Consider the following 25,836-nt stretch of genomic DNA (forward strand, 5'->3'; position numbering starts at 1 on the left):
GTCGATGCCGACTTCGGTGGCGACGGCGCGGGCCACGGCTTCGTTGTCGCCGGTGAGCAGGACGGGGGTGAGTCCGAGGGCGCGGAGCCGTCGGACGGCTTCGGCGCTGGTGGGCTTCACCGCGTCGGAGACCGCGAGCACCCCGCGCGCCCGGCCGTCCCAGGCCACCACCACGGCGGTACGGCCCGCGACTTCGGCGGCCGTCAGCGCGCTCCGCAGCTCCGGCGGCAGCGCGATCCCGGCCCGCTCGGCCAGCGCCGCCCGCCCGGCCAGCACCCGGTGCCCGGCCACGACACCGCGGGCGCCCAGTCCCGGCACGTTCACGAACCCTTCCACCGGGGGCGGTTGGCCCACCCGCTCCGCCGCGCCCGCCGCGACGGCGCGGGCCACCGGATGCTCCGAGGCGTGCTCCAACGCACCGGCCAGCCGCAGCAGTTCGCCCTCCGTGACACCGTCGGCGGCGGTGATGTCCACCAGGCTCATCCGGCCGCTGGTGACCGTGCCGGTCTTGTCCAGCAGGACGGTGTCCACCCGCCGGGTCGATTCCAGCACCTCCGGCCCCTTGAGCAGGATGCCGAGCTGGGCGCCGCGGCCCGTACCGACCATCAGCGCGGTCGGTGTCGCGAGGCCCAGGGCGCAGGGGCAGGCGATGATCAGGACGGCCACCGCGGCGGTGAACGACGCCGTCGCGTCGCCGGTCGCCAGCAGCCGGCCGGCCAGTGTGCCGGCCGCGATCAGCAGCACCACCGGCACGAAGACCGCGGAGACCCGGTCCGCCAGCCGCTGCACCTCGGCCTTGCCGCTCTGGGCGGCCTCGACCAGCCGTGCCATCCGGGCGAGTTGGGTGTCGCCGCCGACCCGGGTGGCCTCGATCTCCAGCCGCCCGGCGGCGTTCACCGTCGCCCCCGTGACCGTGTCGCCGGGGGCGACCTCGACCGGGACGGACTCACCGGTGAGCATTGACGCGTCCACCGCGGAGGACCCCGCCACCACCCGTCCGTCGGTGGCGATCTTCTCGCCGGGGCGTACGACGAACCGGTCGCCGACGCTCAGCTCCGCGATGGGGACGCGGACTTCGCGGCCGTCGCGCAGTACGGCGACGTCCCTGGCGCCCAGTTCGAGCAGCGCCCGCAGCGCCGCGCCCGCCTTCCGCTTCGCACGCGCCTCCAGATGGCGGCCCAGCAGCAGGAAGACGGTCACCCCGGCCGCGACCTCCAGATAGATCGCCGAGGAACCCTCGGTACGCGAGACCGTCAGATCGAAACCGTGCCGCATCCCGGGCGCGCCCGCGTCGCCGAGGAACAGCGCCCACAGGGACCAGCCGAACGCGGCGAGTGTCCCCAGGGACACGAGGGTGTCCATGGTGGCCGCGCCGTGCCGCAGACGCGTCCAGGTGGCGCGGTGGAAGGGGTAGCCGCCCCAGACGACGACCGGCGCGGCGAGGGTCAGCGACAGCCACTGCCAGGAGGTGAACTGGAGCGCGGGCACCATCGCCAGCACGATGACGGGCACGGCCAGCGCTGCGCAGACCAGCAGCCGCTGCCGCAGGGCGCCGGTGGAGCCGTCGTCGCCGGCCGGTGGTGCGCCGGGGGCCGTGGTGGACGGCGCGGGCTCCGCGGGCGCGGGCGGACGCGCCGTGTAGCCGGTCTTCTCCACCGTGGTGATCAGGTCCGCGACCGAGACGCCGTGCCCGTAGGAGACCTTCGCCCGCTCCGTCGCGTAGTTGACGGTGGCGGTGACGCCCTCCATGCGGTTGAGCTTCTTCTCGACGCGCGCCGCGCACGAGGCGCAGGTCATCCCGCCGATGGCGAGTTCGACCCGCGCCTGCGTGCCGGAACCGGACATCGCGGTCAGGCCGCCTGGCCCACGAGCTCGTAACCCGCCTCGTCGACGGCCGCGCGCACGGCCTCGTCGTCGAGCGGGGCCTGCGACACGACGGTCACCAGGCCGGTCGCCGCCACGGCCTGCACCGAGCTGACACCGGTGATCTCGGAGATCTCGGACGATACGGCGCCCTCGCAGTGACCACACGTCATACCGCTGACCCGGTAGGTGGTGGTCACCGCGCCCACCTGGACGTCGGTGTCGCCGGAGTGGCAGGACTCTTCGGAGGTGCAGCAGGAGCTGTTCTCGGCCATGGGTCTCTCCTTGTGGTGCCGATGTGTTCCGCGTGATGCCGGTGTTGTACGAGGGGCCCCGGTGTCACCCGGTGCTTCCCGATGCCCCCACACTGTATACCCCTAGGGGGTATCAATCCAACTGTGTGCCACCGCGCCGCGCGCCGCCACCCCACGACGCGACGAGCGGTGTCCCGCCGGAGCGCGCCGGATCGTACGCGTTGCCGTGCGCCGCGCCGCGCGTCAGCCTTGGGGGTACGGCTCGGGGTGGATCCGAGGAGGCGGCCGGATGGACGCGTTCGCCCTGTACGGCCTGCTGGCGCTCACCACTCTGCCGCCGCTGGTCCCCAATTCCGCGCTGCTCGTCACCGCCGGTGTGCTCGCCTCCGAGGGGCACGCCTATCTCCCGCTGATCCTGCTGGTCGTCGCGGGCAGCGCCACGCTGGGTGACCTCCTGATCTACCTCGTCGCCCGGCGGTTCGGCGGTCCCGTACGGGCCTGGATGCTGCGCAGGCCCCGGCGCCGGGCGATGCTGGAGTGGACCCTGGGCCGGATCGAGCGCTACGGCCTGCCGTTCGTGATCGGTGTCCGGTTCCTGCCCAGTGGACGGATCGCCGGCCCGTTGGCGGCCGGTGTGCTGCGCTATCCGGTCCGCAGGTACGCGCTCGGTGCCGCGTTCGCCGAGACGACGTGGGCGACGTACTCCATCGGCCTCGGCTACCTCGGCAGCGCCGCCGCGGGCGATCCGTTCTTCGCCGCGGGGGTCGGCGTGGGCGTCTCCTGCATGGTCGCCGCGGTGGGCACGGCGATCCAGTGGACGGCCCGCCGCCGGTCCGCGAGGGTACCGGGCGACGGGAGCGGCAAGGGCGGCAACGGGCCGGAGGGGCAGGAGGGGACGAAGGGACCGCGGCGACGGGCCTCCCGGGCGGCGGGCGCGCTCGGCCGGCCGTCCGGCTGATCGGGGTTGATGACGCGTGGCTGCGGCCGGCCGGGGGGCGCGACCGGGTGTTTGCGCAGATCAGCGGCGTTGTCAGTGGCCGCCCTTACTGTGTGGACAGGGCGAAACGGGGGCGGGTGCAGACGCAGATGAAACCGCAGCGGACGACGCAGGCAGAGACACCGGCAGAGGCACAGACGCAGGCGAAGGCGGGGACGGGGATGAAGAGGGGGACGGGGGCGTGGGTACGGACGCCACCGCGGGTGCGGATCGAGCCGTGGGGCACGGACGGTCTCGATCTGCTGCGCAGGCTCAACGCACCGGAGATGACCGGGCATCTGGGCGGCCCGGAGACGGAGCGGCAGTTGCTCGCGCGGCACCGGAGATATCTCGGCCTGGACGGGGCGGGGCAGATGTTCCGGGTCGTACTGCTGCCGGACGGTGCGCCGGGGGATGACGAGGGGGAGCCGGGTGCTCCGGCGGGCGCCGTGGTGGGGTCGATCGGGTTCTGGGAGCTGAGCTGGCAGGGTGCGGCGGTGTACGAGACGGGCTGGGGCGTGCTGCCCGAGTTCCAGGGCCGGGGCATCGCGGTGGCGGCCGCACGGGAGGTCATCGGGCGAGCGGGGGCCGAGGGGCTCCACCGCTCTCTGCACGCGTTTCCTTCGGTGCACCACACCGCGTCCAACGCCGTCTGCCGGAAGGCGGGATTCGAGCTCATGGGGGAGTGCGAGTTCGAGTATCCGAAGGGGCGCCCGATGCGGTCCCATGACTGGCGGCTGGATCTGACCGCCATATCCGGGGGCGTGCCGGGTGGGGCCGTGTCGGCCGGCGGGGGCGCACCGGCCGGCGGGGGCGCATCGTCCGGGGGCGCGTTCCCGGACGGGGGAGGGGGAGTCGTGGCGGCCCGCAGCTGAGGAGCGGCACCGGTCCCGGGGTGGCGCCGCGCGCGTCGACACCGCCGAGGGGGCCCGGGAGACCCCCACCGGCGGCTCGGCGTACCCCGGCGCACCGAGCGGTCCGTGGCCGGTGCCGGTGGTCTCTGGTGCAGCTGCCGATGCACCCCGGCGCGCCGAGCGGTTCGACGTCGCGGCCGGGCACCCATCCGCGGCCGGGTGCCCGGCCGTGGTCGGTCAGGCGTCCGCGGCCGGTCAGACGTCCGTGGTCGCACCGCCGGCGGCCGCGGCGCGGATGTCCGCGACGGTGACCGGCTCGCCGGTCCGGCGGGAGTGTTCGCACGCCTCGGCGATGTACAGCGCCTCCAGCGCCTCGCCGGGCGAGCAGGGGCTCGGCGTGCGGCCGGCGGCGACCTCGGCGAAGACGCCCAGCTCCGTGACGTACGCGTCGTGGAAGCGCTCCATGAACGTGGCGTACGGGGCCGCGGCGCGCTGCCAGGACAGTCCGGTCTCGGCCGACGGCAGCGGCGCGCGGTCGTCCAGGCCGACGATCCGGGCGCCCTCCGAGCCGCAGACCTCCAGCCGGACATCGTGGCCCGCGCCGTTGTAACGGGTCGCGGTGACGGTGGCCAGGGTGTCGTCGTCGAAGCGCAGCAGCGCCGCACAGGTGTCGACGTCATCGCCCGCGGCGAAGAAGGGCGCGCCACGGTTGGCGCCCTGGGCGTAGACCGAGACCACCTCGCGGCCGGTCAGCCAGCGGAGGATGTCGAAGTCGTGGATGCTGCAATCCCGGAACAGGCCGCCGGAGGTGGGGATGTAGGCGGCGGGCGGCGGCGTCCGGTCGCTGGTGCAGGCGCGCAGGGTGTGCAGCCAGCCCAGCTCACCGGAGCGCAGCGCCGCGCGGGCGGCGCGGTAACCGGCGTCGAAGCGCCGCTGGAAGCCGATCTGCACGGGGACGGTGCCGGCCTCGGCCCGCGTCACCACGTCGCGGGTGCCCGGTACGTCCAGGGCGACCGGCTTCTCGCAGAAGACCGGCACCCCGGCGTCCAGGGCCTGGTGGATGAGCGAGGCGTGGGCACTGGTCGCGGCGGTGATCACCACACCGTCCAGGCCGTCCGCGTACATCTCCTCGACGCTCGTGGCGGCGCGCACGCCGAGGGTGTCCGCCAGTGACGCGGCGCGCGTGGGGTCCGCGTCCGCGACGACGATGCCGGTGACGCCGGGGACGCTGCGGAGGGTCTCGGCGTGGAAGGCGCCGATGCGCCCCGTGCCGATCAGGCCGATCTTCATGCCCGGTTCCTTTCCAGGGAGGGGGAGACAGAGGGGAGGGGAGGTGTTCTGTTGCCATGCGTGGGGATGGCGGGGGCGGTGGGACGGGACTGGACGCACGTTAAGGTGCGTGGTGGACGCGAGCTTTGGAACGGTCCAACACCGCCGTCCCGGCACCCTGCACGTCCGTATGTCCGTATGTCAACCCCCGGGACGGCCCGGGTGGGCCGCCGCGGGGCCGTCACGCCGGCTCGCGTTGACGCCGGTCCCGCCGAATGGAAGGATTTCCGCCCATGGAACGGTCCAATGAACGGCCGAGTGCGGACCGGCCCCCGACGATCCGCGGTGTCGCCGAGCGCGCGGGTGTTTCGAAGTCGCTGGTCTCACTGGTGTTGCAGGGCTCGCCGCGGGTCAGCGACGGCAAGCGGCAGGCCGTGCTGGAGGCGATCCAGGAGCTGGGGTACCGCCCGAACGCCGCGGCCCGCAGCCTGGTGGCGCGCCGTACGCACACCGTCGGCGTCCTCCTCGACGACATGCGCAACCCCTGGTTCGTGGAGGTTCTCGACGGTCTGAACTCGCTGCTGCACGCGCACGGGCTGCGGATGCTGATGGCCGACGGGCGGCTCGACCGGCGGGCCGGCCAGGACTTCGCCCGCACCTTTCTGGAGCTGCGGGTGGACGGCATCGTCGTCGTCGGCACGCTGCCGGACAGTGCGGGCCTGGCCGCGGTCGCCGAGCGGCTGCCGACCGTGATCGCGGGCGACCACGGGCCCCGGCTGCCGCGGGTCGACATCGTCGCCAACGACGACGAGCGCGGCGCCCGGCTCGCCACCGAGCACCTCATCGGCCTCGGCCACACCCGGCTCGCCCATATCGCCGGACAGGGCCTGGTGGGCGAGGCGCGCAGACGCGGTTTCGAGGCCGCCGTACGCGCGCACGGGCCGGGACTGTCCGCCGTCGTGGAGAGCGGCGACGGGACCGAGGAGGGCGGCTACCGCGCCGCCGTCCGGCTGCTCAACCCGGTGCGCGGCGGTGAACGCCCCACCGCCCTCTTCGCGTTCAACGACATCTCGGGTGTCGGCGCGCTGTCCGCCGCGGAGGAGCTGGGCCTGGCGGTGCCCGCCGACCTGTCCCTCGTCGGCTACGACAACACCTACCTCTCGCGCATCCGGCATCTCTGGCTGAACTCGGTGAACAACGCCAGCCACGAGGTGGGTCGCCGCGCCGCGCGCTGCCTGCTGGACCGGATGGAGCGCCCGGACGGGCCCGCCGCCCGTCAACTCGTCGCCCCGGAGCTGGAGATCAGGGGATCGACCGCCCCGCCGCGGCCCGCCTAGGACCGGCGGCCCGGGACGATACCGAGTCGACCCTTGTCAACTTCGCGACGGGGCGATATAGAGGGAAATGGCCCGTTTGTAGCGGCATCCTGGGCGCGAAGTGGCGGGATGCCGGTGCCGGTGCGGACCGGCTCTTTCCGCTGGCCGCAGACAGGCGGCGGAGCGGGAGCCGGGCGCGGAACCGGAGCGTGAGGAGGGAGCGCCGATGGCTCTGTCGTGGGACGCGTTCCTGGCCGCCGTGCAGGAGCGGGGTCAGTACCCTTCGCGGCGCGAGGCGGAGCGGGCGGCCCGTATCGTGCTCGGCCTCCTGGGCGCGCACCTCGTGGGCGACGAACGGGCGGAACTGGCCGCCAGGCTGCCCGCGACCTGTGTGCTGGTACTGCTCAATCCGCTCCCCGCCGCCGAACCGCTCGGCCCCGACCGCTTCGTACGGGCGACTGCCGCGTGGATCGAGGGCGCCACCGAGGAGACCGCCACCGGGGATGTCGGCGCCGTCCTCAGCGTCGTGGCCGAAGCCGCCGGTGAGGAACTCATGCGGCGCGTCCTGCTCCAGCTCCCCCCGGGCTATGACCTGCTCTTCGGCCCTCCCCGGCAGATCTGACGCACCCGGCCCCGCCAGTCGCCCGCCGACGGGCGAGGGCACGGGCACCCCCGAAAGCCACGGGCACCCCCGAAAGCCACGGGCACCCCCGAAAGCCACGGGCACCCCCGAAAGCCACGGGCACCCCCGAAAGGCACGAGCACACCCGAAAGGCACGGGCACCCCGCCGTACCCGGAGCGGGGCCCGGCTCACTCCCACCACCCGCGCCGCCCCCGGCTGCTGAGGCGCCGCGCCGCCCACGCCCGGACCGTGTCGGCGAACCAGTACGGTCTGCCGCCTTCGACCAGGTCCGGCTCCGGCAGCAGTCCGTGCTTGCGGTAGGCGCGCACGGTGTCGGGCTGCACCTGGAGGTGTGCGGCGATCTCCCGATACGACCAGAGTCTGCGATCGGTCATCTCCGCGCACCTCCAGGAGCCGTGCGCGGGGCCGGTCCGAGGGGCCGGCGGGGTACCGCGTTCGGCTTGGCGGTCACTCGGACCGGCCCGGTCGGCGGCGCCGGGTGAGGGGTGTGGAGAGCTGTCGACCGGCTGTGACGGAAGTCCCGCGCAACGGTGCCAGCCGTGACCGGGGCGGGACAGCCGGGGCGGTGGCCGGAGCGCGGTGGCCGGGCCGGGGCCCGGCCCGGCGGGCCGTCAGTGCGGGGTGGCCGCCTTGCGCAGTTCGTGTTCGAGGTCCTCCAGGGCCAGGCCCTTGGTCTCCGGTGCGTACCGCTTGCAGAAGAGCAGGGACAGGACGCACATCACGCCGAAGAACCAGAAGGTGACGCTGGCGCCGACCGCGTCGAGCAGCAGCGGGAAGACCAGTGCGACGGAGAAGTTGACCAGCCACATCACGAAGACCGCGGCGCCCATGGCCAGTCCGCGCACCTTGAGCGGGAACATCTCGGCGAGCAGCAGCCAGACGCCGGTGTTGAGGGTGGCCTGCATGAACGCCATGTAGAGGACCATCAGGCCGAGCACCAGATAGCTGACGGCCGTGGAGCGCGGCAGGTGGAAGGACGCGCCGAGCAGGGCCAGCGCGACCGTCATACCGGCCAGTCCGGAGATCAGCATGGGGCGCCGGCCGACCCGGTCGATCAGCGACATCCCGATCGCGGTGGCGATGACGGAGACGGCGCCGACGGCGATGGTGGCGGTGATCGCGGTATTGGTGCCCAGACCGGTGGCGGCGAGGATCTTGGGCGCGAAGTAGATGACGGCGTTGACGCCGGTGATCTGCTGGACGATCGCCAGCCCGATGCCGACCAGCAGCAGCCGCCGCACCCACGGTGTCCGCAGCTCGTCCCAGGCGCCGCGCCGGGCGTCGGCCTCCAGCCCGCGGGCGTGGTCGATGCGGGCCAGTTCCCCGGCGACGTCCTCGGCGGGCAGGGTGCGGCGCAGCACCCGGGCCGCGTCGTCGGGCCGGCCCTTGCTGATGTACCAGCGCGGGGTGTCCGGCAGGAAGAACAGCCCGATGAAGAGCGCCACGGCGGGCAGTGCGGCCAGGCCCAGCATCCAGCGCCAGGCTTCCCAGTGCGCCAGGACGGCGTTGATGAGATACGCGAGCAGCTGACCGCTGACGATCATCAGGGAGTTGAAGGAGACCAGCCGACCGCGGATGTGCGGGGGCGCGATCTCCGACAGGTACAGCGGGGTGATGACGGAGGCGCTGCCGACCGCGAGGCCGAGGACGAAGCGGGCCACGGTCATGAACGGTACGGAGGGGGCGAGGGCCACCGCGAGCGCGCCGCCGATGAACACGGCGCCCGCCCACAGCAGGGAGTTGCGCCGCCCCAGCGCGTCGGACATCCGGCCGCCGGCCAGCGAGCCGAAGGCCGCGCCGATCAGCAGCGCGCTGGTGATGACGCCCTCGCCCAGGGAGGTGAGGCCGAAGTGGCCCTCCATGAAGGGCAGGGCGCCGGAGATCACTCCGGTGTCATAGCCGAAGAGGGCGCCGCCGAGGGCGGCGATGGCGGCGATGGAGACGATGAAGCGTCTGGCGCTGCGGGCCCGGGTGTTCCCGTGCGGGCCGGTGGGCGCCGCCTGGCTGGTCGGAGCGGCCATGGTCAGCTCCGGTTCGCGGTGGCGCGGCGGCCGTTGGTCTCGCGCGGGAGGCGGGCGGTGGCCTCGGCGCGGCCCTCCCGCCCGTAGCCCGACTCGGCGGCCGAAGTGGGCGGTTCGAGCGGTGCGGTGGGGTGGGACGGACAGGGATCAGGGGTGGTGCGCATGGTGCGGGGGCCTTTCGGGGTGGTGACGAGGGGCGCCTTTCGCGGTGCGGCGGATGCGGCGAGTGCGGTGGGTGCGGCAGCCACGGCGACTGTGGCGGCGTGGTGCGCGGCGCTGCGGCCGCGCGGCCTCAGCGGTACAGCGCGGGGCGCTCGGCCAGCTCCACGGCGACGCGCTCACCGGTGGCCTGGGCGCGTACCCCGGCCTCGCAGACCGCGGCCGCCGCATAGCCGTCCCAGCAACTGGGGCCCTTGACCGCACCGCGCCGGGTCGCGTCCACCCAGCGCTGCACCTGCCGGTCGTACGCCTCCTCGAAGCGCTCCACGAAGCCGGGGGTGATGGCGCCGCCCCAGTGGCCCGCGGCGTTCACGAAGACCCCGCGGTCGTCGCCGATCCGGGCGGTGCCGTCCTCGCAGACCGCCTCGCAGCTGACCTGGTAGCCGAAGCGGCAGTTGACGAAGAGTTCGGTGTCCACGACGCGGCCGCCGGCCGTCTCGAAGAGGATCAGCTGCGGGTCGCCGAGGCCCTCGGGGGCGTGGCCGGTGGGGGCCGGGCGGAGCACCTGGACCGCGGTGATCTCCTCGTCCAGCAGCCAGCGGGTCACATCGATCTCGTGCACCACCGAGTCGTGGATCATCATCGCGTTGCTGAAGCCGGGCGGGGTGTCGGCGTTGCGGTGCTTGTTGTGCAGCATCAGCGGACGGCCGTAAGTGCCCTTGTCCAGCAGGGACTTGAGGGTGAGGTAGTCGGCGTCGTAGCGGCGCATGAAGCCGACCTGGACGCGCCGGTGCCCGAGCGCGGTCTCGGCCGCGACGACGCGCAGCGCGGAGGCCGGGTCCGGGGTCAGCGGCTTCTCGCAGAGCACCGGCAGATCGCGCGCGAAGGCGGCGAGCAGTGCGTCCTCGTGGGCGGGGCCCGGCGAGGCGATCAGGACGGCGTCCACCCCGGGGTCGGCCATGGCGGCGGCCGGGTCGGTGTACGGGGTACAGCCGTCGATGCCGTCCGCGAGGCGCCGCACGCGGTCCGCGTCGATATCGGCCACCGCCGCCACCCGGGCGCCGCTGATGACGTCGTTGATCCGGCGTACGTGGTCGGCGCCCATCCGGCCGGTGCCGATGACCGCTACGCCGAGGGTCTGGTGCTGGCTCATCCGTGTCTCTCCTGCTCCGTGAGTCCGTAGGTCCGTATAGGGGGCGGGGGTTGTCAGGCGCCGCAGGAGCGCAGGAAGCGCCGGGTGCGCTCGGCGATGGGGAACGGCTGGTCGGGCGGGCAGGGGTACATGTCCTGCTCGACGATGGCGAAGAGATCGACGTCCAGCGCCTGGGCGGCCTCCAGGACGGGCGGCAGGGCGGGCACGCCGAGCGGCGGTTCGCACATCACGCCCTGCTGGACGGCCGGTCCGAAGGGCGTGCCCTTGGCGACGACGCCGGCCAGGATGTCCGGGTCGACCTGCTTGAGGTGCAGGTAGCCGATCCGCTCGCCGTAGGTGCGCAGGAGTTTGACGCTGTCGCCGCCGCAGTAGGCGTAGTGGCCGGTGTCCAGGCAGAGGCCGACCAGGTCGGCGTCGGTGCCGTCGAGGAACCGCGCGACGTGCTCCTCGGTGTCGATATGGGTGTCGGCGTGCGGGTGGACGACGATGTCCAGGCCGAACTCGTCGCGGACCCGCTTGCCCAGCCGCTCCATACCGGTGGTCAGGTGCCGCCACTGCTCTGTGGTCAGTTCGCGCGGTTCGATCTCCTCGGCGGTCTTGTCGTCGCGCCAGAAGGAGGGGATGACGACGAGGTGGCCCGCGCCCATCGCCCTGGTGAGGGTGGCGACTTCCGAGACATGGGCCCAGGTCTTGTCCCAGACGGCCGGGCCCTGGTGCAGGGAGGTGAAGATCGTGCCGGCCGAGACCTTGAGCTGCCGGCGGGCGATCTCGTCGTGCAGGACGGCGGGGTCGGTGGGCAGGTAGCCGTACGGGCCGAGTTCGATCCACTCGTAGCCGGCCTGGGCGACCTCGTCGAGGAAGCGCTGCCAGGGGACCTGCCGCTCGTCCTCGGGGAACCAGACCCCCCAGGAGTCGGGGGCGGAACCGACGCGGATTCGGTCCAGAACGGGCGCAACGGCACGGGGTGCGGACATGCTGCGGCTCTCCTCTCGCCGGTCGGCGGTGACCGGGAGGCGCTGGGGCGGGGTTGTGGGGCACAGCCTCGCTGCCGCCCTCAAGAGTGTCAAGACTTCGTCCTGACATAAGGACTTAAGGACTTTGTAACCCGGAGGGCGGTCCGGCCGGGTTTCCCTCGCTTTTCCTGCTCGACGTCAGAATGTAAGGACAAACTATTGACAGGGTCTGATCCTCTTCGTTAGACCTGTGCTCAGAGCCGAACCCGCCGAACCCGCCGCGCCGGCCGAACCGAAGGGGCGCACATGACCGAGCCGTACGACCTGATCACGATGGGCCGCATCGGAGTGGACATCTACCCGCTCCAGACCGGCGTGCCGCTGGCCCGGGTGGAGACCTTCGGGAAGTTCCTCGGCGGCTCGGCCACCAACGTCGCGGTCGCCGCGGCCCGGCTCGGCCGCCGCACCGCCGTCATCAGCCGCACCGGCCGCGACCCGTTCGGCGACTACCTTCACCAGGCACTGCGCGAGTTCGGCGTGGACGACCGCTGGGTGACCCCGGTGGACGCCTACCCGACCCCGGTCACCTTCTGCGAGATCTTCCCGCCGGACGACTTCCCGCTCTACTTCTACCGCCGCCCCAAGGCCCCCGACCTGGTGATCCGCCCCGAGGAACTGGACCAGGACGCCATCCGGGCCGCCCGCGTCTTCTGGATCACCGGGACCGGACTGTGCGAGGAGCCCAGCAGGTCCGCCACCCTCGCCGCGCTGGCCGCCCGCGCCAAGTCCGGCACGACCGTCTTCGACCTCGACTGGCGGCCGATGTTCTGGGGCGGCGAGGGCGGCGCCTCCAAGGACGGCGGCGCGTCCGGCGCCGCGGCGATGGCCACCGCCCGCCCGTACTACGAGGCCGCCCTCGCCCACGCCACGGTCGCGGTCGGCAACATCGACGAGGCCGAGGTCGCCACCGGCCTGCGCGACCCCAGGGCCTGCGCCGAGGCGCTGCTGGCCATGGGCGTCGAGCTCGCCGTCATCAAACAGGGCCCCAAGGGCGTGCTCGCCGTCCACCGCGACGGCCGCACCGCCGAGGTCCCGCCCACCCCCGTCGAGGTCGTCAACGGTCTGGGCGCCGGTGACTCGTTCGGCGGCTCGCTCTGCCACGGTCTGCTCAACGGCTGGGACCTGGAACGGATGATGCGCCACGCCAACGCGGCCGGCGCCATCGTCGCCTCCCGGCTCGCCTGCTCGTCCGCGATGCCGACCGCCGCCGAGGTCGACGCCTTCCTCGCGGAGCGGTGACACCCATGGCCGCCCCCGCCCCCCTCGCCGTCCGGGCCTCCGCCGCCCCACCCCTCGCACCTGCCGCCCCCGGCGTACCTGTGCACTCAAGAAGGTGAGTTACGCCTTGACCACTCGGATCAGTGACCTCCCGACGCTGCGGGCCCGGCACCCCGAAGCCGTCGCGGAGGCCGCCGCCCGGCGCGCCCGCCGTCCGCTCCTCGGCGCCGGTGGCCGGCTGATGATCATCGCCGCCGACCACCCGGCCCGCGGCGCGCTCGCCGTCGGCGACCGGCAGCTCGCCATGGCCAACCGCGTCGACCTGCTCGAACGCCTCGTCCTGGCGCTGTCGCGGCCCGGTGTGGACGGGGTCCTCGCCACCGCCGACATCCTGGAGGACCTGCTGCTGCTCGGCGCCCTCGAAGGCAAGGTCGTCATGGGCTCCATGAACCGCGGCGGCATCGCCGGCGCCGCCTTCGAGATGGACGACCGGTTCACCGGCTACCGCCCCCAGGACATCGCCCGGCTCCGCTTCGACGCGGGCAAGCTCCTGCTGCGCATCGACTACGCCGACCCCGGCTCGCTGACCACCCTGGAGACCACCGCCCGCGCCATCGACGCGATGGCCGAACGCGAACTGCCCACCTTCGTCGAACCGTTCCTCTCCCGCCGGATCGACGGCAAGGTACGCAACGATCTGAGCCCCGCGGCCGTCACCCGCTCCGTCGCCATCGCCTCCGGCCTCGGCGGCACCTCCGCGTACACCTGGCTCAAGCTGCCGGTCACCGACGACGCCGACGCGATGGCCCGGGTCTGCGAGACCTCGACCCTGCCGACCGTGCTGCTCGGCGGCGACATCGGCACCACCGTCCAGGCCCAGGAAGCCGCCTACGAGAAGTGGCGCAAGGCGCTGCGGCTGCCCACCGTGCACGGGCTGGTCGTCGGCCGCTCCCTCCTCTACCCGGCCGACGGCGATGTGGCGGCCGCCGTGGACACCGCCGTGGGACTGCTGTGACCACCGGCCGCCGGGCGCGTGCCGACCGGACCGCGGCGCCGGCCGGCACACCCACCGCCACCACCGCGACCCCGCAGGAGACTTGGCACCATGAGCACTGAATTCCACCTGAAGGCCGGCGCGGCGGCGCGCGACGCGTACGCCCTGGACATCGACCCCGCGCGGGCCGGCTGGGGCCACTCCGCGCTGCGCGTCCTCGACCTGCCGGCCGGCGGCCACCACTCCTTCGCCACCGGCGACAGCGAATGGATCGTGCTGCCGCTGGCCGGCGGCTGCACCGTGCGCACCGACAGCGGCGAGACCTTCGAACTCACCGGCCGCGAGAGCGTGTTCAGCGGTGTCACCGACTTCGCCTACGTACCGCGCGACGCGCGGGTGCGGATCGACAGCGGCGCCGGCGGCCGGTTCGCGCTCACCGGCGCCCGCTGCGCGCGGCGGCTGCCCGCCCGCTACGGCCCCGCCCACGAGGTCCCCGTCGAACTGCGCGGCGCCGGCCACTGCTCCCGCCAGGTCAACAACTTCGCCGCGGCCGGCGCCTTCGACTGCGACAAGCTCATCGCGGTCGAGGTGCTCACCCCCGGCGGCAACTGGTCGTCCTACCCGCCGCACAAGCACGACGAGTGCCGGCCCGGCGAGGAATCCGAACTGGAGGAGATCTACTACTTCGAGATCGCCGCCGCGCACGGTACGGACGGCGTCGGCTACCAGCGCGTCAGCCCCTCGGGCCACGGCCGCGGTACCGACGTCCTCGCCGAGGTCCGTACCGGCGACGCCGTCCTGATCCCCGACGGCTGGCACGGCCCGTCCATCGCCGCCCCCGGCCACACCCTGTACTACCTCAACGTCATGGCCGGGCCCGGCGCCGACCGGGAGTGGCTGATCTGCGACCACCCCGACCACGGCTGGATCCGCGGCACCTGGCCCGACCAGCCCGTCGACCCCCGCCTCCCCCTCTACGAAGCGCCCGCAGGAGACGCCCGATGACCGCGAAGCCCCCGCCCGGCCCGTCCCGCACCCGCCGGCTGACCGTCGCCCAGGCACTGGTGGAGTTCCTCGCCCACCAGTACACCGAGCGGGACGGCCGCCGCCACCGCCTGATCAACGCCTGCTGGGGCATCTTCGGCCACGGCAACGTCGCCGGCATCGGCCAGGCCCTGCTGGAGTCCCAGGACGCGCTGCCCTACCTCCAGGGCCGCAATGAACAGGCCATGGTGCACGCCGCCGTCGGCTACGCCCGCCAGTCCGACCGGCTGAGCGCGCACGCCGTCACCACCTCCATCGGCCCCGGCGCCACCAACCTCGTCACCGGCGCCGCCCTGGCCACCGTCAACCGCCTCCCGGTCCTGCTGCTGCCCGGCGACGCCTTCGCCACCCGGCCCGCCGACCCCGTCCTCCAGCAGCTCGAAGTCCCCCACGCCGGCGATGTATCGGTCAACGACGCGCTGCGCCCGGTCTCCCGCTACTTCGACCGCGTGCACCGCCCCGAGGCGCTGATCCCGGCCGCCCTCCAGGCCATGCGCGTCCTCGCCGACCCCGTCGAGACCGGCGCGGTCACCCTCGCCCTGCCGCAGGACGTCCAGGCCGAGGCGTACGACTGGCCCGAGGAGTTCTTCGCCGACCGCGTCTGGCGGATCGCCCGGCCCGCCCCGGACCCCGATGCCCTCGCCGCCGCGGTCCACGCCCTGCGCACCGCCCGCCGGCCGCTGCTGATCGCGGGCGGCGGCGTCCACCACAGCGAGGCCGAGGACGCGCTGCGCGCCTTCGCCGACCGCACCGGCATCCCCGTCGCGTCCACCCAGGCCGGCAAGGGCTCGCTGCGCCACGACCACCCCGCCGACATCGGCGGCATCGGCCACACCGGCACCGCCACCGCCGCCGCGCTCGCCCGCGAGGCCGACCTGGTCCTCGGCGTCGGCACCCGCTACACCGACTTCACCACCGCCTCCGCCACCCTCTTCGCCGCGCCCGAGGTGCGCTTCGTCAACCTCAACATCGCCTCCTTCGACTCCCACAAGCTCGGCGCGCACGCCCTGGTCGCCGACGCGCGGGCCGGTCTCGAAGCCCTCACCGAGGCGCTGTCCGGCCACCGCGTGGAGGAGGCGTACGAGGCGGGCTACCGCGCGGCGAAGGACGGCTGGGAGGCCCGGGTGGACGCCGCCTACGCCGCCGGCGACGCGCACGCGCGCCCCTCCCAGACCCAGGTCCTCGGCGCCCTGGACGCGCTCGTCGACGACACCGACATCCTCGTCAACGCCGCCGGCTCCCTCCCCGCCGACCTGCACAAACTCTGGCGCGCCCGGTCCCGCAGGCAGTACCACCTCGAATACGGCTACTCCTGCATGGGCTACGAGATCCCCGCCGCGATCGGCGTCCGGCTCGCCGCCCCGGACCGCCCGGTGTGGGCGCTGGTCGGCGACGGTACGTATCTGATGAACCCCACCGAGATCGTCACCGCGGTCCAGGAGGGCGTCAACATCAACCTCGTCCTCGTCCAGAACCACGGCTACGCCTCCATCGGCGGGCTCTCCCAGGAGACCGGCGGCGAACGCTTCGGCACCGATTACCGCTTCCGCGCCGCGGACGGTACGTACACCGGCGCGCCGCTGCCCGTCGATCTCGCCGCCAACGCCGCCTCGCTCGGCATGGAGGTGCTGCGCGCCGCCACCGTCGGCGAGCTGCGCACCGCACTCGCCGCGGCGCGCGCCACGAACCGGCCCACATGTGTCTATGTCGAGACCGAAACGGCCGACACTGTGCCGGGCGCGCCGGGCGCCCAAGCCTGGTGGGATGTACCCGTTGCCGAGACCGCGACGCGGCCGGCGGCGGTCGCCGCCCGCGCGGTGTACGACCGGCACGCCGCCGGCCGCCGCCGCCACCTCTGACCCGAGCTCGTTGTCGTCACCCAGAAAGGCCCCCGCATGAAGACCATCAGCCACTGGATCGGCGGTAAGCCCGTCGAGGGCGTCTCCGGCAACTTCGGTCCGGTCTACAACCCGGCCACCGGCGCCCAGGAGAAGCAGGTCGCCTTCGCCTCCCCCGACGAGGTCGACGCCGCCGTCGCCGCCGCCAAGGAGGCGTTCGCCGGCTGGGGCGTCAGCTCGCTGGCCAAGCGGACCTCGGTGCTGTTCAAGTACCGCGAGCTGGTCGACGCGCACCGCGACGAGATCGCCGCGCTGATCACCGCCGAGCACGGCAAGGTGCACTCCGACGCGCTCGGCGAGGTCGCCCGCGGCCTGGAGATCATCGAGCTGGCCTGCGGCATCCCCGAGAAGCTCAAGGGCGAACTCTCCACCCAGGTCTCCACCCGGGTGGACGTCTCCTCGATCCGCCAGTCGCTCGGTGTGGTCGCCGGCATCACGCCGTTCAACTTCCCGGCGATGGTGCCGATGTGGATGTTCCCGCTCGCCATCGCCTGCGGTAACACCTTCGTCCTCAAGCCGAGCGAGAAGGTGCCCAGCGCCGCCTTCAAGCTCGCCGAACTGGCCGCCGAGGCGGGCCTGCCGGACGGCGTCCTCAACATCGTCAACGGTGACAAGGTGGCCGTCGACGCCATCCTGGCGCACCCGGACATCGCCGCCGTCTCCTTCGTCGGCTCCACCCCCATCGCCCGCTACATCCACACCACCGGCACCGCCAACGGCAAGCGGGTCCAGGCGCTGGGCGGCGCCAAGAACCACATGCTGGTGCTGCCGGACGCCGACCTCGAACTGGCCGCCGACGCCGCCATCAACGCCGCCTACGGCTCGGCCGGCGAGCGCTGCATGGCCATCTCCGTCGTGGTCGCCGTCGGTGACACCGCCGACCCGCTGATCGGCAAGATCAAGGAGCGCGCCGCCAAGCTGCGGATCGGCCCCGGCGACGACCCGGCCTCCGAGATGGGCCCGCTGATCACCAAGGTCCACCGCGACAAGGTCGCCTCGTATGTGACGGGCGCCGCGGCCCAGGGCGCCGAGGTCGTCATCGACGGCACCGGCTACACCGTCGAGGGCTACGAGGACGGCCACTGGATCGGCGTCTCGCTGCTCGACCGCGTCACCCCGGCCATGGACGCCTACCGCGACGAGATCTTCGGCCCGGTGCTCTCCGTCGTCCGCGTCGAGACCTACGACGAGGCCATCGCCCTGATGAACGCCTCGCCCTGGGGCAACGGCACCGCCATCTTCACCCGCGACGGCGGTGCGGCCCGCCGCTTCCAGCTGGAGGTCGAGGCCGGCATGGTCGGCGTGAACGTGCCGATCCCCGTCCCGGTGGGCTACCACTCCTTCGGCGGCTGGAAGGACTCGCTCTTCGGCGACCACCACATCTACGGCAACGACGGCGTGCACTTCTACACCCGCGGCAAGGTCGTCACCACCCGCTGGCCCGACCCCGCCGACGGCGGCATCAACCTGGGCTTCCCCAGCAACCACTGACGGCGCGGCCACCTCGGCCGGCCCGCAGACGACCCCCTGCCGCACCACCCGTCGGCAGGGGGTCCGCCGTGTCCGCGCCCCGGCGCCGCCGCCCCCGCGCAGGGAGGTGGCGGGGGTCACTCCGGGGGACGGGGCGCCCGGTGCGGGGCGTACCTAGGATTCACGTATGGATCTCCGACTGCGCGGGCGGCGCCGCTACGCGATCGCCGGCGCGCTGGCCCTGCTCATAGGGGGCGGCACCTGGACGGCTGCCTCCTCGGACGCCGCGCCCGCCGTACACCGCGAGGACCGGGTGCTGGCGATGCCTGGGACGGCGGACGGCGAGAAGAACGGCGAGAAGCAGAAGGAGGTGTCCCTCGACACCTCCTTCTTCACCGCGGCGGGGACGGACGGCGCCCGGCGGCCCGCGGTGCTGCTGGGCCACGGGTTCGGCGGCAGCAAGGACGACGTCCGGGCACAGGCCGAGCAACTGGCCCGCGACGGCTACGCGGTGCTGACCTGGTCGGCGCGCGGCTTCGGAAAGTCGACCGGGAAGATCGGACTGAACGACCCGAAGGGCGAGGTCGCCGACGTCAGCCGGCTGATCGACTGGCTGGCGAAGCGGTCCGAGGTGCAGCTCGACAAGCCGGGCGATCCGCGCGTCGGCATCGCGGGCGCCTCGTACGGCGGTGCCATCGCGCTGCTGGCGGCCGGCCACGATCCGCGGGTCGACGCCATCGCCCCGCAGCTCACCTACTGGAACCTCGCCGATGCGCTGTTCCCGCACGGCGTGTTCAAGAAGCTGTGGGCCGGGATCTTCTTCACCACCGGGTCGGCGGGCGCAACCGCCGGCGCACCGGCCGCACCGGCCGGATCCCCCGCGGCGAGCGGCTGCGGACGGTTCACGGCGGAGCTGTGCGCGATGTACGAACGGGTCGCCGTCGCCGGTGAACCGGACGCCGCCGCCCGCGCCCTCCTGACGGCCCGCAGCCCGTCCGCCGTCGGCGACCGCATCAAGGTGCCCACACTGATCACGCAGGGCCAGACCGACTCGCTGTTCCCGCTCGACCAGGCCGACGCGATGCAGCGGACGATCCGCGAGAACGGCGCACCCGTCGATGTCGACTGGATCGCCGGCGGGCACGACGGCGGCGACCGCGAGAGCGCCCGCGTCGAGGCCCGCACCAAGGCATGGTTCGACCGCTATCTGAAGGGCGAGCAGAAGACGGACACCGGGCCCGCGTTCCGGGTCAGCCGGAGCGGGGGAGTGGACTCCACCAACGGCGCCCTGCGACTGCGCGGCGCGAGCGGCGACCGCTACCCCGGCCTGGCCAACGATCCGCGGCGCATCGCGCTGGCCGGCCGCGAGCAGACCTTCGGCAACCCCGCCGGCGCCGGTCCGCCCGCCATCTCCGCGGTGCCCGGCGCCGGTGCGCTCGGCAGCCTCTCCGCCCTCGGCGCCGGGCTCTCCCTGGACTTCCCCGGCCAGTACGCCCGCTTCGACTCGGCGCCGCTGCGCACCCCCCTCCACCTCACCGGCAGCCCCACCGCCACCGTGCGGCTGCACGCCAGCTCCCCGGACGCGGTGTTCTTCGCGAAGGTCTACGACGTCGGCCCGGACGGCAAACGGCAGGTGCTGCCCGCCCAGCTCGTCACGCCCTACCGGGTCGAGGGCGCCGGGAAGGGCCGGACCGTCCAGCTGAAACTGCCCGCCGTCGACCACGACTTCGCGGCCGGCCACCGGCTGCGGCTGGTGCTCTCGGCGACCGACCTCGCCTACGCCTCACCGGTCGAACCCGCCACGTACACCGTCTCCCTGGAAGGCGGCGCGCTCACCGTGCCCACCGCGCCCGAGGTGCGCGGCGCGGCCGCCGTGCTGCCCGCGTGGACCTGGGGACTACCGGCCGCCGCCGCCGTGCTCGCGGCGCTGCTGCTGCTCACCGCCCGGCGCAGGACGGCGGCGCCCGCCCCCGACCCCGCGCTCGCCGAGGTACCGCTGAGCATCACCGGACTGGGCAAGCGGTACGCGAAGTCCGCCGACCGGTACGCCGTACGGGACCTGTCGTTCCGGGTGGAGCGGGGCCAGGTGCTGGGGCTGCTGGGGCCCAACGGCGCGGGCAAGACCACCACACTGCGGATGCTGATGGGACTGATCCGGCCCGACGCGGGCGAGATCCGGGTCTTCGGGCACGCGATCCGGCCGGGCGCACCGGTGCTGTCGCGGGTCGGCGCGTTCGTGGAGGGCGCGGGCTTCCTGCCGCATCTGTCCGGGCGGGCCAACCTCGACCTGTACTGGCAGGCCACCGGCCGGCCCACCGCCGACGCGCACCTCGACGAGGCGCTGGAGATCGCGGGCCTCGGCGACGCCCTGCAGCGCGCCGTACGCACCTACTCCCAGGGCATGCGCCAGCGGCTCGCCCTCGCCCAGGCCATGCTCGGCCTGCCGGACCTGCTGATCCTCGACGAGCCGACCAACGGACTCGACCCGCCGCAGATCCGCGAGATGCGCGAGGTGATGATCCGCTACGCCGCCGCCGGCCGCACCGTCATCGTCTCCAGCCATCTCCTGTCCGAGGTCGAACAGAGCTGTACGCACCTGGTCGTGATGGACCGCGGGCAGCTCGTCCAGGCCGGTCCGGTCGCCGAGATCACCGGCTCCGGAGACACCCTGCTGGTGGGCGTCGCGGCACCGGCGGAGCTCTCCGACGCGCTGGTGGAGAAGGTCGGCGCGCTGCCCGGCGTCGCCTCCGCCGTCCGCGCCGAGGAGGGCCTGCTGATCCGGCTCACCGCCGCGGCCGGCACCCCCCAACTGCTCGCCGACCTCATCCGGCTGGAGATCCCGGTGCTCAGCGTCGGGCCGCACCGCCGCCTGGAGGACGCCTTCCTCACCCTGATCGGAGGTGACCGGTGACCGCCGTCACCCCACCCGCCCCGGCACCGTCGGAGCCGCCCGCCGCGCCCGGCTACCGCGCGCACCGCACCCTCCCGCTGCGCGTCGAGGCGCTGCGCCAGCTCAAGCGGCGCCGCACGCTGGTGATCGCGGCGATCCTGACGCTGCTGCCGTTCGTCCTGGTCGTGGCGTTCGCGATCGGCGGTGACCCGAGCAGCCGCAGCCGCGCCAACGGCCGGATCAGCCTGATCGACACCGCCACCGCCTCCGGCAGCAACTTCGCCGCCACCGTGCTGTTCGTCTCCGCGGGTTTCCTGCTGGTCGTCCCGGTGGCGCTGTTCTGCGGTGACACGGTCGCCTCGGAGGCGAGCTGGTCCTCACTGCGCTATCTGCTCGCCGCGCCCGTCCCACGGGCCCGGCTGCTGTTGAGCAAGCTCACCATCGGGCTGCTGAGCAGCGCCGCCGCGATGGTGCTGCTGCCGCTGGTCGCGCTCGCGGTGGGCACCGCCGCGTACGGCTGGGGCCCGCTCCAGCTGCCCACCGGCGGCGCGCTGCCCGCGGGCGAGGCGGTGCCCCGGCTGGCGGTGGTGGTCGGCTATCTCTTCGTCAGCCAGCTGGTCACCGCGGCGCTGGCGTTCTGGCTCTCGACGGTGACCGACGCGCCGCTGGGCGCGGTCGGCGGCGCGGTCGGCCTGACCATCGTCGGCACCGTCCTCGACCAGGTCACCGCACTCGGCGACTGGCGCGACTTCCTGCCCGCCCACTGGCAGTTCGCCTGGGCGGACGCCCTGCAACCCCAGCTGGAATGGCCGGGGATGATCCAGGGCTCGGCGGTCTCGGTGGCGTACGCGCTGGTGCTCTTCGCCCTGGCCTTCCGCGGTTTCGCGAAGAAGGACGTGGTGTCCTGACGGCGGCCCGGCCGGGGGCCTGACCGGGGGCCCGGCCGGCGCGGAGCTGACGGACCGGCTGCGCACCGGGCCGCCGCGGATCACCGCCGTCCGCGCGTACCTCCGCCCGGCGCGAGCCGCCCCGTCCGCCACCGCCGCGGGCCGGTGCCCGACCGCGGCCCGGCGGGGCGGCGAGGTCCGCCGGGAGCGCCGGGGCCCGGTCCGGTGACCCGGCGCGCCCCGGCCGCGCTCAGGCGGACGGCCCCTGCATCTGCGCGCTGACCCACTGCATCGTGCCCTCGTCGAGACCCTGTACATAGGTCTGGCCGCTGTGCGTACCGCCCGGCACGATCTGCAGCCGGGTCTTCACCGGCCCGTGCCCGTACTGCGCGATGAACTTCCGGACCTTGGGCAGCACCGTGCCCTCCTGGGAACCGTCCTGGAACGCCAGGTAGACCGGCGGTCCGCCGCGTGCGATCAGCCGCCGGGCCAGCACCTCGGGGTTGTTCTCGCGCTCCGCCGTGGCGTGGCCCTTCCACAGCGGGGAGTCCGGCACGATGTCCGGGCCGTTGGGGATGGCCACCTTGAACGTGTCCGGGTTCTGCAACACGTTCTTCAGCGCCGCGAAGCCGCCCGAGGAGGAGCCCATGATGGCCCAGCCGTTACGGGTCTTGAGGGTGCGGAAGTTCTGCCGGACCAGATCGGGCACGTCCTTGCTCAACCAGGTGCCGATCTTCGGCTGCCCCGGGATGTCGCTGCCGTCGTAGTACTGCTTGTCATTGGGGTTGAGCACCGGCATCACGACGATGAACGGGAGGCTGGTGCCCGCCTTGGACATCTGCGCCAGGCTCTCCTCCAGCTTGAGGTCCGAGCCGATCCAGTAGTTGACGGGGTATCCGTAGGCGCCGGGCAGCGCCTCCATCACCGGGAAGCCCTTGTCCGCGTTCTCTTTCTTGTAGTACTCCGGCGGCGCCCACACCCACACCTTCCCGGTGAAGCCCGACTTCGGGCCGTGCAGGGTGGTCAGCGCGATCGGTGTGTTCTCCCCGGCCCCGCCGACCCGGCTCGTCTCCTGGAAGGTGATCGGGTGGGTGGGCAGCTGCGCCAGCGACCCCTTGCCCGGCGGCGGGGCGTGCATCGCCGCCCCCGCCTTCGGACCGCCGAAACGTACGGCGGAGGGCGGCGCGTCGCTCGACCCGCACCCGGCCGTGGCGGCGAGAACGGTCAGGGTGATCAGCGTGACCACCGGGGTGAACAGGGCTTTTCGCACGGGGCCTTCTCCTTGCCGAACGTGCCGGGACATCTCCCGGCTGGCCAGCAAGAGGGCGCCGCGGTGGCCGGGGGTTTCCCTTCCGGGGTGTCTGGTTGCTCGCACCGGCCGGACCGCCGTCGGCCAACACGCTGTGACCTGTGGGGTTTACGCGGAGCAGAAGACGGGTTTACCGTCATTTTCCCGGCAGCGCCGTAACCCGGCACCGGAAAAGCCGCGACAGGGGCGTTCCGAAGCGCCCGGCAACGGACCGTATTCTCTCGGTATGACCTGGTCGCGCGCGCTGAAACAGACCGCCCGCTCCGGGCTGACGATCGAGCGGGCCAAACTCACCCCGGTGATCGCCGTCCGCGGCACGATCGGCGTCGCCATCGTCATCGGCCTGGCCCTGTGGTTCGGCAACCCCACCCTCGCGGTCTCCTCCGCCTTCGGCGCGTTCGCCTCCGGTATCGCCACCTTCCAGCGCAGCATGCGGCCGCGCCCGGTGCTGGCGCTCGCCGTCGCCGCCGGCCTGGCCGTCTCCACCTTCCTCGGCTATCTGGCCGCCTCCCATATCGTCTGGTTCCTGCTGCTGCTCGTCGGCTGGACCTTCCTCGCCGGGATGGCCTGGGCGATCGGCCCGGTCACCGGCCTGGCCGGCACCCAGACCGTGGCGATCATGCTGGTCACCGTCACCCTGCCGACGTCCGTCCTGGGCGCCCTGACACACGCCGCCCTGATCGCCTTCGGCGGCCTCGTCCAGGCCACCCTGATCGTCGTCTTCCCGGTCCGCCCCTGGGGCGTGCAGCGCGACGCGCTCGCCGACGCGTTGGCCGCCGAGGCCGACTACGCCCGCCGGCTGCGGCACGACCCGGTCGCCCCGTTCGACCCGCAGCCCCTGATGGACGCCCGGCTGGCCTCCGCCGTGACCCCGCGTCAGGCCAAGCGCCGCCCCGTCCAGCTGCACGGCCCGCGCGGTCTGGCCGAACGCGTCAGACCCGTCCTCGCCTCGCTCGCCGACCCGGTCGTCGGCGTACCCCTGAACGGGCCGGAACGGGACCGCGCCCGCGATCTGCTCGGCGCCGCCGCCACCGTCCTGGACGCCGTCGCGAGCGCCGTGCGGCACGCCCGGCCCGTCCGGCTGCCGCCCGAGGCCATGGCCACCCTCGAAGTCCCGGTCAGCGGCCCGATGCTCACGGGGGCCGCCCGCCGCTCCGCCTACCGCCTGATCTCGCTGCTCGCCGACGCCGTCGAACTCACCGATGAGCCGGTCCGGGCCACCCGCCCCACCACCCCGGCCGAACGCGGCCATCTGCTGCGCCCCAGCGTGCCCCGGCTCGTACCGGTGGCGCTGCGCGCCCTGCGCCGCGAGGCGCGCTGGTCCTCGCACATCTTCCGGCACGCCCTGCGGGTCTGCGCGGTCGCCGCGGCCGGCTATCTGCTGGGCACCGCACTGCCCTTCGGGCACGGCTACTGGGCGCCGCTCACCTCCGTCATGGTGATGCGCCCCGACTTCGCCCAGACCTACTCCCGCGGCGTCGCCCGCTTCAGCGGCACCCTCGTCGGGGTCGCCATCGGCGGCGCCATCATGGCGCTGGCCCACCCGGGGATGTACATCTGCGCCGCGCTCGCCGTCGTCTGCGTGCTGCTGATGTACCTGCTGATGCGCACCGGCGTCTCGGTGACCTCGGCCTGCGTGGCCGCGTATGTCGTCTTCCTGCTCGGCATCGCGGGCGCCGGCTGGGAACAGACCGTCCTGGAACGCATCGTGCTCACCCTCGTCGGCGGGCTGCTCGCGATGCTGTCGTACGCGCTGTTCCCCGCCTGGGAGACGCCCAAGCTGCGCGACCGGCTCGCCGAGTGGCTGGCGGCGAACGGCCGCTACGCGCTGGCCGTGCTGGACGGCTACGCCCGGCCCGCCCAGCGCCGCCCGCGGCAGGTCCGCGAGGCCCTGCTGGACTCCCGCGCGGCCCGCGCCGCCTGGGAGGAGAGCGAGGCGCGGGCGGCGAAGGAACCGGTGCGCCACCGCGGCCTCTCGCGTTCCACGGCGGACGCGGCCAGCGCCGCGCTGGGCACGATGGGCCGGGTCACGATGATCTTGGAGGCCCACCTCCCCGGCAAGGACGCCGAACCGTCACCCGGCGCCGCCGCGTTCGCCACCGAACTGCGCGCCTCTCTGGAGCGTGCGGTGCAGGACGTACGGGAGCGGCGTGCACCGGACTGGGGCGCGCTGCGCGCCGTATGGGAGGACTGGGACGCCGGGAGCGGTGGCCAGGACGTCGCACTGCGCGCCGCCGATCTGCTCCTCGACGCCCTGGACGAGCTCGCGCAGGCGCTGTCGCGCGGACCGGGCGGCCGCAACCGGGCGGCACGCGGGCCGGAGCGGCGCGGGGACGGCGGGACGCGCGGGGAACGCGGGACGGCAGCGGCTGACGAGAACGGCTGACGGGAAACGGCTGCGGAGAACGGCTGATGTGCGCCGCCTGACGTGCGCGGCAGCCGGCGGGCGCGCCCCCTTGGCGGACCGGGCGCCAAGGGCTCCGGGGCGCCGGCCGGCCGCTCCGGACGAGCGGGCGCCGCCCACCGGTACAGTCCGGGCAGGAACCATTTCGCCCCTCCAGTAGTCTTCATAATTGCCCGTAATTGACGCCTTTGGTGAACCAC

The 25,836-nt window shown here is 73.6% G+C and carries 20 protein-coding genes and 1 pseudogene; 12 read left to right on the top strand and 9 right to left on the bottom strand.

Annotation, left to right across the window (positions count from 1 at the left end; translation table 11 throughout):
* Together IH09_RS31100 and IH09_RS31105 are read right to left on the bottom strand one after the other, a co-directional pair.
* On the bottom strand, positions 1 to 1,845 hold a 1,845-nt coding region (locus IH09_RS31100; RefSeq protein WP_052860880.1), incomplete at its 3' end, for a heavy metal translocating P-type ATPase.
* Positions 1,846 to 1,850: 5 nt separating this feature from the next.
* The gene (locus IH09_RS31105) at positions 1,851 to 2,138 is read right to left on the bottom strand and encodes a heavy-metal-associated domain-containing protein (RefSeq protein WP_052860881.1); all 288 of its coding nucleotides are present in this window, start codon (positions 2,136 to 2,138) and stop codon (positions 1,851 to 1,853) included.
* A 268-nt stretch (positions 2,139 to 2,406) separates the two neighbouring features.
* Between IH09_RS31105 and IH09_RS31110 the strand changes: the two genes are divergently transcribed.
* The gene (locus IH09_RS31110; protein WP_052860882.1) at positions 2,407 to 3,075 is read left to right on the top strand and encodes a DedA family protein; all 669 of its coding nucleotides are present in this window, start codon (positions 2,407 to 2,409) and stop codon (positions 3,073 to 3,075) included.
* Between the two features lie 200 nt (positions 3,076 to 3,275).
* Positions 3,276 to 3,851 (top strand): annotated as a pseudogene (locus tag IH09_RS31115) (GNAT family N-acetyltransferase); the annotation flags it as partial.
* A gap of 351 nt (positions 3,852 to 4,202) precedes the next feature.
* Here the strand turns inward: IH09_RS31115 and IH09_RS31120 are convergent.
* Entirely contained in the window at positions 4,203 to 5,237 is a 1,035-nt protein-coding gene (locus IH09_RS31120) for a Gfo/Idh/MocA family protein (protein WP_052860883.1), read from the bottom strand.
* A 272-nt stretch (positions 5,238 to 5,509) separates the two neighbouring features.
* Here IH09_RS31120 and IH09_RS31125 point away from each other — a divergent pair, with 272 nt between their 5' ends.
* Together IH09_RS31125 and IH09_RS31130 are read left to right on the top strand one after the other, a co-directional pair.
* The gene (locus IH09_RS31125; protein ID WP_052860884.1) at positions 5,510 to 6,553 is read left to right on the top strand and encodes a LacI family DNA-binding transcriptional regulator; all 1,044 of its coding nucleotides are present in this window, start codon (positions 5,510 to 5,512) and stop codon (positions 6,551 to 6,553) included.
* A 205-nt stretch (positions 6,554 to 6,758) separates the two neighbouring features.
* The gene (locus tag IH09_RS31130; RefSeq protein ID WP_052860885.1) at positions 6,759 to 7,154 is read left to right on the top strand and encodes a DUF2267 domain-containing protein; all 396 of its coding nucleotides are present in this window, start codon (positions 6,759 to 6,761) and stop codon (positions 7,152 to 7,154) included.
* Positions 7,155 to 7,343: 189 nt separating this feature from the next.
* On the opposite strand, the gene IH09_RS31135 is transcribed toward IH09_RS31130, so the two are convergent.
* The 5 genes from IH09_RS31135 to IH09_RS31150 form a co-directional block, all read right to left on the bottom strand.
* Positions 7,344 to 7,550 (bottom strand): helix-turn-helix transcriptional regulator, encoded by a 207-nt coding sequence (locus tag IH09_RS31135; protein ID WP_052860886.1) that lies wholly within the window; start codon positions 7,548 to 7,550, stop codon positions 7,344 to 7,346.
* Positions 7,551 to 7,787: 237 nt separating this feature from the next.
* Positions 7,788 to 9,197, bottom strand: a complete 1,410-nt coding sequence (locus IH09_RS31140; RefSeq protein ID WP_052860887.1) for a sugar porter family MFS transporter — start codon at positions 9,195 to 9,197, stop codon at positions 7,788 to 7,790.
* Between the two features lie 2 nt (positions 9,198 to 9,199).
* Positions 9,200 to 9,445 carry a hypothetical protein gene (locus IH09_RS39400; RefSeq protein WP_190233457.1) on the bottom strand — a complete coding sequence of 82 codons (246 nt, stop codon included), beginning with the start codon at positions 9,443 to 9,445 and terminating at the stop codon, positions 9,200 to 9,202.
* Positions 9,446 to 9,489: 44 nt separating this feature from the next.
* On the bottom strand, positions 9,490 to 10,509 hold the full coding sequence (locus tag IH09_RS31145; RefSeq protein ID WP_052860888.1) for a Gfo/Idh/MocA family protein: 1,020 nt from the start codon (positions 10,507 to 10,509) through the stop codon (positions 9,490 to 9,492).
* Between the two features lie 53 nt (positions 10,510 to 10,562).
* On the bottom strand, positions 10,563 to 11,483 hold the full coding sequence (locus tag IH09_RS31150; protein WP_052860889.1) for a sugar phosphate isomerase/epimerase family protein: 921 nt from the start codon (positions 11,481 to 11,483) through the stop codon (positions 10,563 to 10,565).
* Between the two features lie 285 nt (positions 11,484 to 11,768).
* Here IH09_RS31150 and iolC point away from each other — a divergent pair, with 285 nt between their 5' ends.
* The 7 genes from iolC to IH09_RS31185 all read left to right on the top strand — a co-directional run bounded on the left by iolC (position 11,769) and on the right by IH09_RS31185 (position 21,944).
* Positions 11,769 to 12,761: a 5-dehydro-2-deoxygluconokinase gene (gene iolC, locus IH09_RS31155; protein ID WP_052860890.1), complete on the top strand. Its 993-nt coding sequence runs from the start codon at positions 11,769 to 11,771 to the stop codon at positions 12,759 to 12,761.
* A gap of 106 nt (positions 12,762 to 12,867) precedes the next feature.
* The gene (locus tag IH09_RS31160; RefSeq protein ID WP_052860891.1) at positions 12,868 to 13,755 is read left to right on the top strand and encodes a Cgl0159 family (beta/alpha)8-fold protein; all 888 of its coding nucleotides are present in this window, start codon (positions 12,868 to 12,870) and stop codon (positions 13,753 to 13,755) included.
* Positions 13,756 to 13,845: 90 nt separating this feature from the next.
* Positions 13,846 to 14,739 carry a 5-deoxy-glucuronate isomerase gene (gene iolB, locus IH09_RS31165; protein WP_052860892.1) on the top strand — a complete coding sequence of 298 codons (894 nt, stop codon included), beginning with the start codon at positions 13,846 to 13,848 and terminating at the stop codon, positions 14,737 to 14,739.
* Entirely contained in the window at positions 14,736 to 16,637 is a 1,902-nt protein-coding gene (gene iolD, locus IH09_RS31170) for a 3D-(3,5/4)-trihydroxycyclohexane-1,2-dione acylhydrolase (decyclizing) (RefSeq protein ID WP_052860893.1), read from the top strand. The genes iolB and iolD overlap by 4 nt, the downstream gene beginning before the upstream one ends.
* Before the next feature lie 36 nt (positions 16,638 to 16,673).
* Positions 16,674 to 18,167, top strand: a complete 1,494-nt coding sequence (locus IH09_RS31175; RefSeq protein ID WP_052860894.1) for a CoA-acylating methylmalonate-semialdehyde dehydrogenase — start codon at positions 16,674 to 16,676, stop codon at positions 18,165 to 18,167.
* A 166-nt stretch (positions 18,168 to 18,333) separates the two neighbouring features.
* On the top strand, positions 18,334 to 21,057 hold the full coding sequence (locus tag IH09_RS31180) for an alpha/beta fold hydrolase (RefSeq protein WP_052860895.1): 2,724 nt from the start codon (positions 18,334 to 18,336) through the stop codon (positions 21,055 to 21,057).
* Positions 21,054 to 21,944: an ABC transporter permease gene (locus tag IH09_RS31185; protein ID WP_052860896.1), complete on the top strand. Its 891-nt coding sequence runs from the start codon at positions 21,054 to 21,056 to the stop codon at positions 21,942 to 21,944. The genes IH09_RS31180 and IH09_RS31185 overlap by 4 nt, the downstream gene beginning before the upstream one ends.
* Before the next feature lie 229 nt (positions 21,945 to 22,173).
* Here the strand turns inward: IH09_RS31185 and IH09_RS31190 are convergent, their stop codons facing one another.
* A complete protein-coding gene (locus IH09_RS31190) occupies positions 22,174 to 23,193 on the bottom strand; it encodes an alpha/beta hydrolase (RefSeq protein WP_052860897.1) in 1,020 nt (339 codons plus the stop codon).
* A 265-nt stretch (positions 23,194 to 23,458) separates the two neighbouring features.
* Between IH09_RS31190 and IH09_RS31195 the strand changes: the two genes are divergently transcribed.
* The gene (locus IH09_RS31195) at positions 23,459 to 25,618 is read left to right on the top strand and encodes an FUSC family protein (RefSeq protein WP_052860898.1); all 2,160 of its coding nucleotides are present in this window, start codon (positions 23,459 to 23,461) and stop codon (positions 25,616 to 25,618) included.
* The last annotated feature ends 218 nt before the right edge of the window (positions 25,619 to 25,836 follow it).

It is taken from the genome of Streptomyces celluloflavus, from assembly GCA_000720995.1.
GTDB lineage: Bacteria > Actinomycetota > Actinomycetes > Streptomycetales > Streptomycetaceae > Streptomyces > Streptomyces celluloflavus.

What these genes read in the sequence shown, in the direction of transcription:
- IH09_RS31130 (WP_052860885.1), top strand. Translation starts at nt 6,759, where the DNA reads ATGGCTCTGTCGTGGGACGCGTTCCTGGCCGCCGTGCAGGAGCGGGGT.
- IH09_RS31110 (WP_052860882.1), top strand. Translation starts at nt 2,407, where the DNA reads ATGGACGCGTTCGCCCTGTACGGCCTGCTGGCGCTCACCACTCTGCCG.
- IH09_RS31180 (WP_052860895.1), top strand. Translation starts at nt 18,334, where the DNA reads ATGGATCTCCGACTGCGCGGGCGGCGCCGCTACGCGATCGCCGGCGCG.
- IH09_RS31150 (WP_052860889.1), bottom strand. Translation starts at nt 11,483, where the DNA reads ATGTCCGCACCCCGTGCCGTTGCGCCCGTTCTGGACCGAATCCGCGTC.
- IH09_RS31125 (WP_052860884.1), top strand. Translation starts at nt 5,510, where the DNA reads ATGGAACGGTCCAATGAACGGCCGAGTGCGGACCGGCCCCCGACGATC.
- IH09_RS31135 (WP_052860886.1), bottom strand. Translation starts at nt 7,550, where the DNA reads ATGACCGATCGCAGACTCTGGTCGTATCGGGAGATCGCCGCACACCTC.
- IH09_RS31145 (WP_052860888.1), bottom strand. Translation starts at nt 10,509, where the DNA reads ATGAGCCAGCACCAGACCCTCGGCGTAGCGGTCATCGGCACCGGCCGG.
- IH09_RS31120 (WP_052860883.1), bottom strand. Translation starts at nt 5,237, where the DNA reads ATGAAGATCGGCCTGATCGGCACGGGGCGCATCGGCGCCTTCCACGCC.
- iolC (WP_052860890.1), top strand. Translation starts at nt 11,769, where the DNA reads ATGACCGAGCCGTACGACCTGATCACGATGGGCCGCATCGGAGTGGAC.
- IH09_RS31175 (WP_052860894.1), top strand. Translation starts at nt 16,674, where the DNA reads ATGAAGACCATCAGCCACTGGATCGGCGGTAAGCCCGTCGAGGGCGTC.
- iolB (WP_052860892.1), top strand. Translation starts at nt 13,846, where the DNA reads ATGAGCACTGAATTCCACCTGAAGGCCGGCGCGGCGGCGCGCGACGCG.
- iolD (WP_052860893.1), top strand. Translation starts at nt 14,736, where the DNA reads ATGACCGCGAAGCCCCCGCCCGGCCCGTCCCGCACCCGCCGGCTGACC.
- IH09_RS31105 (WP_052860881.1), bottom strand. Translation starts at nt 2,138, where the DNA reads ATGGCCGAGAACAGCTCCTGCTGCACCTCCGAAGAGTCCTGCCACTCC.
- IH09_RS31195 (WP_052860898.1), top strand. Translation starts at nt 23,459, where the DNA reads ATGACCTGGTCGCGCGCGCTGAAACAGACCGCCCGCTCCGGGCTGACG.
- IH09_RS31140 (WP_052860887.1), bottom strand. Translation starts at nt 9,197, where the DNA reads ATGGCCGCTCCGACCAGCCAGGCGGCGCCCACCGGCCCGCACGGGAAC.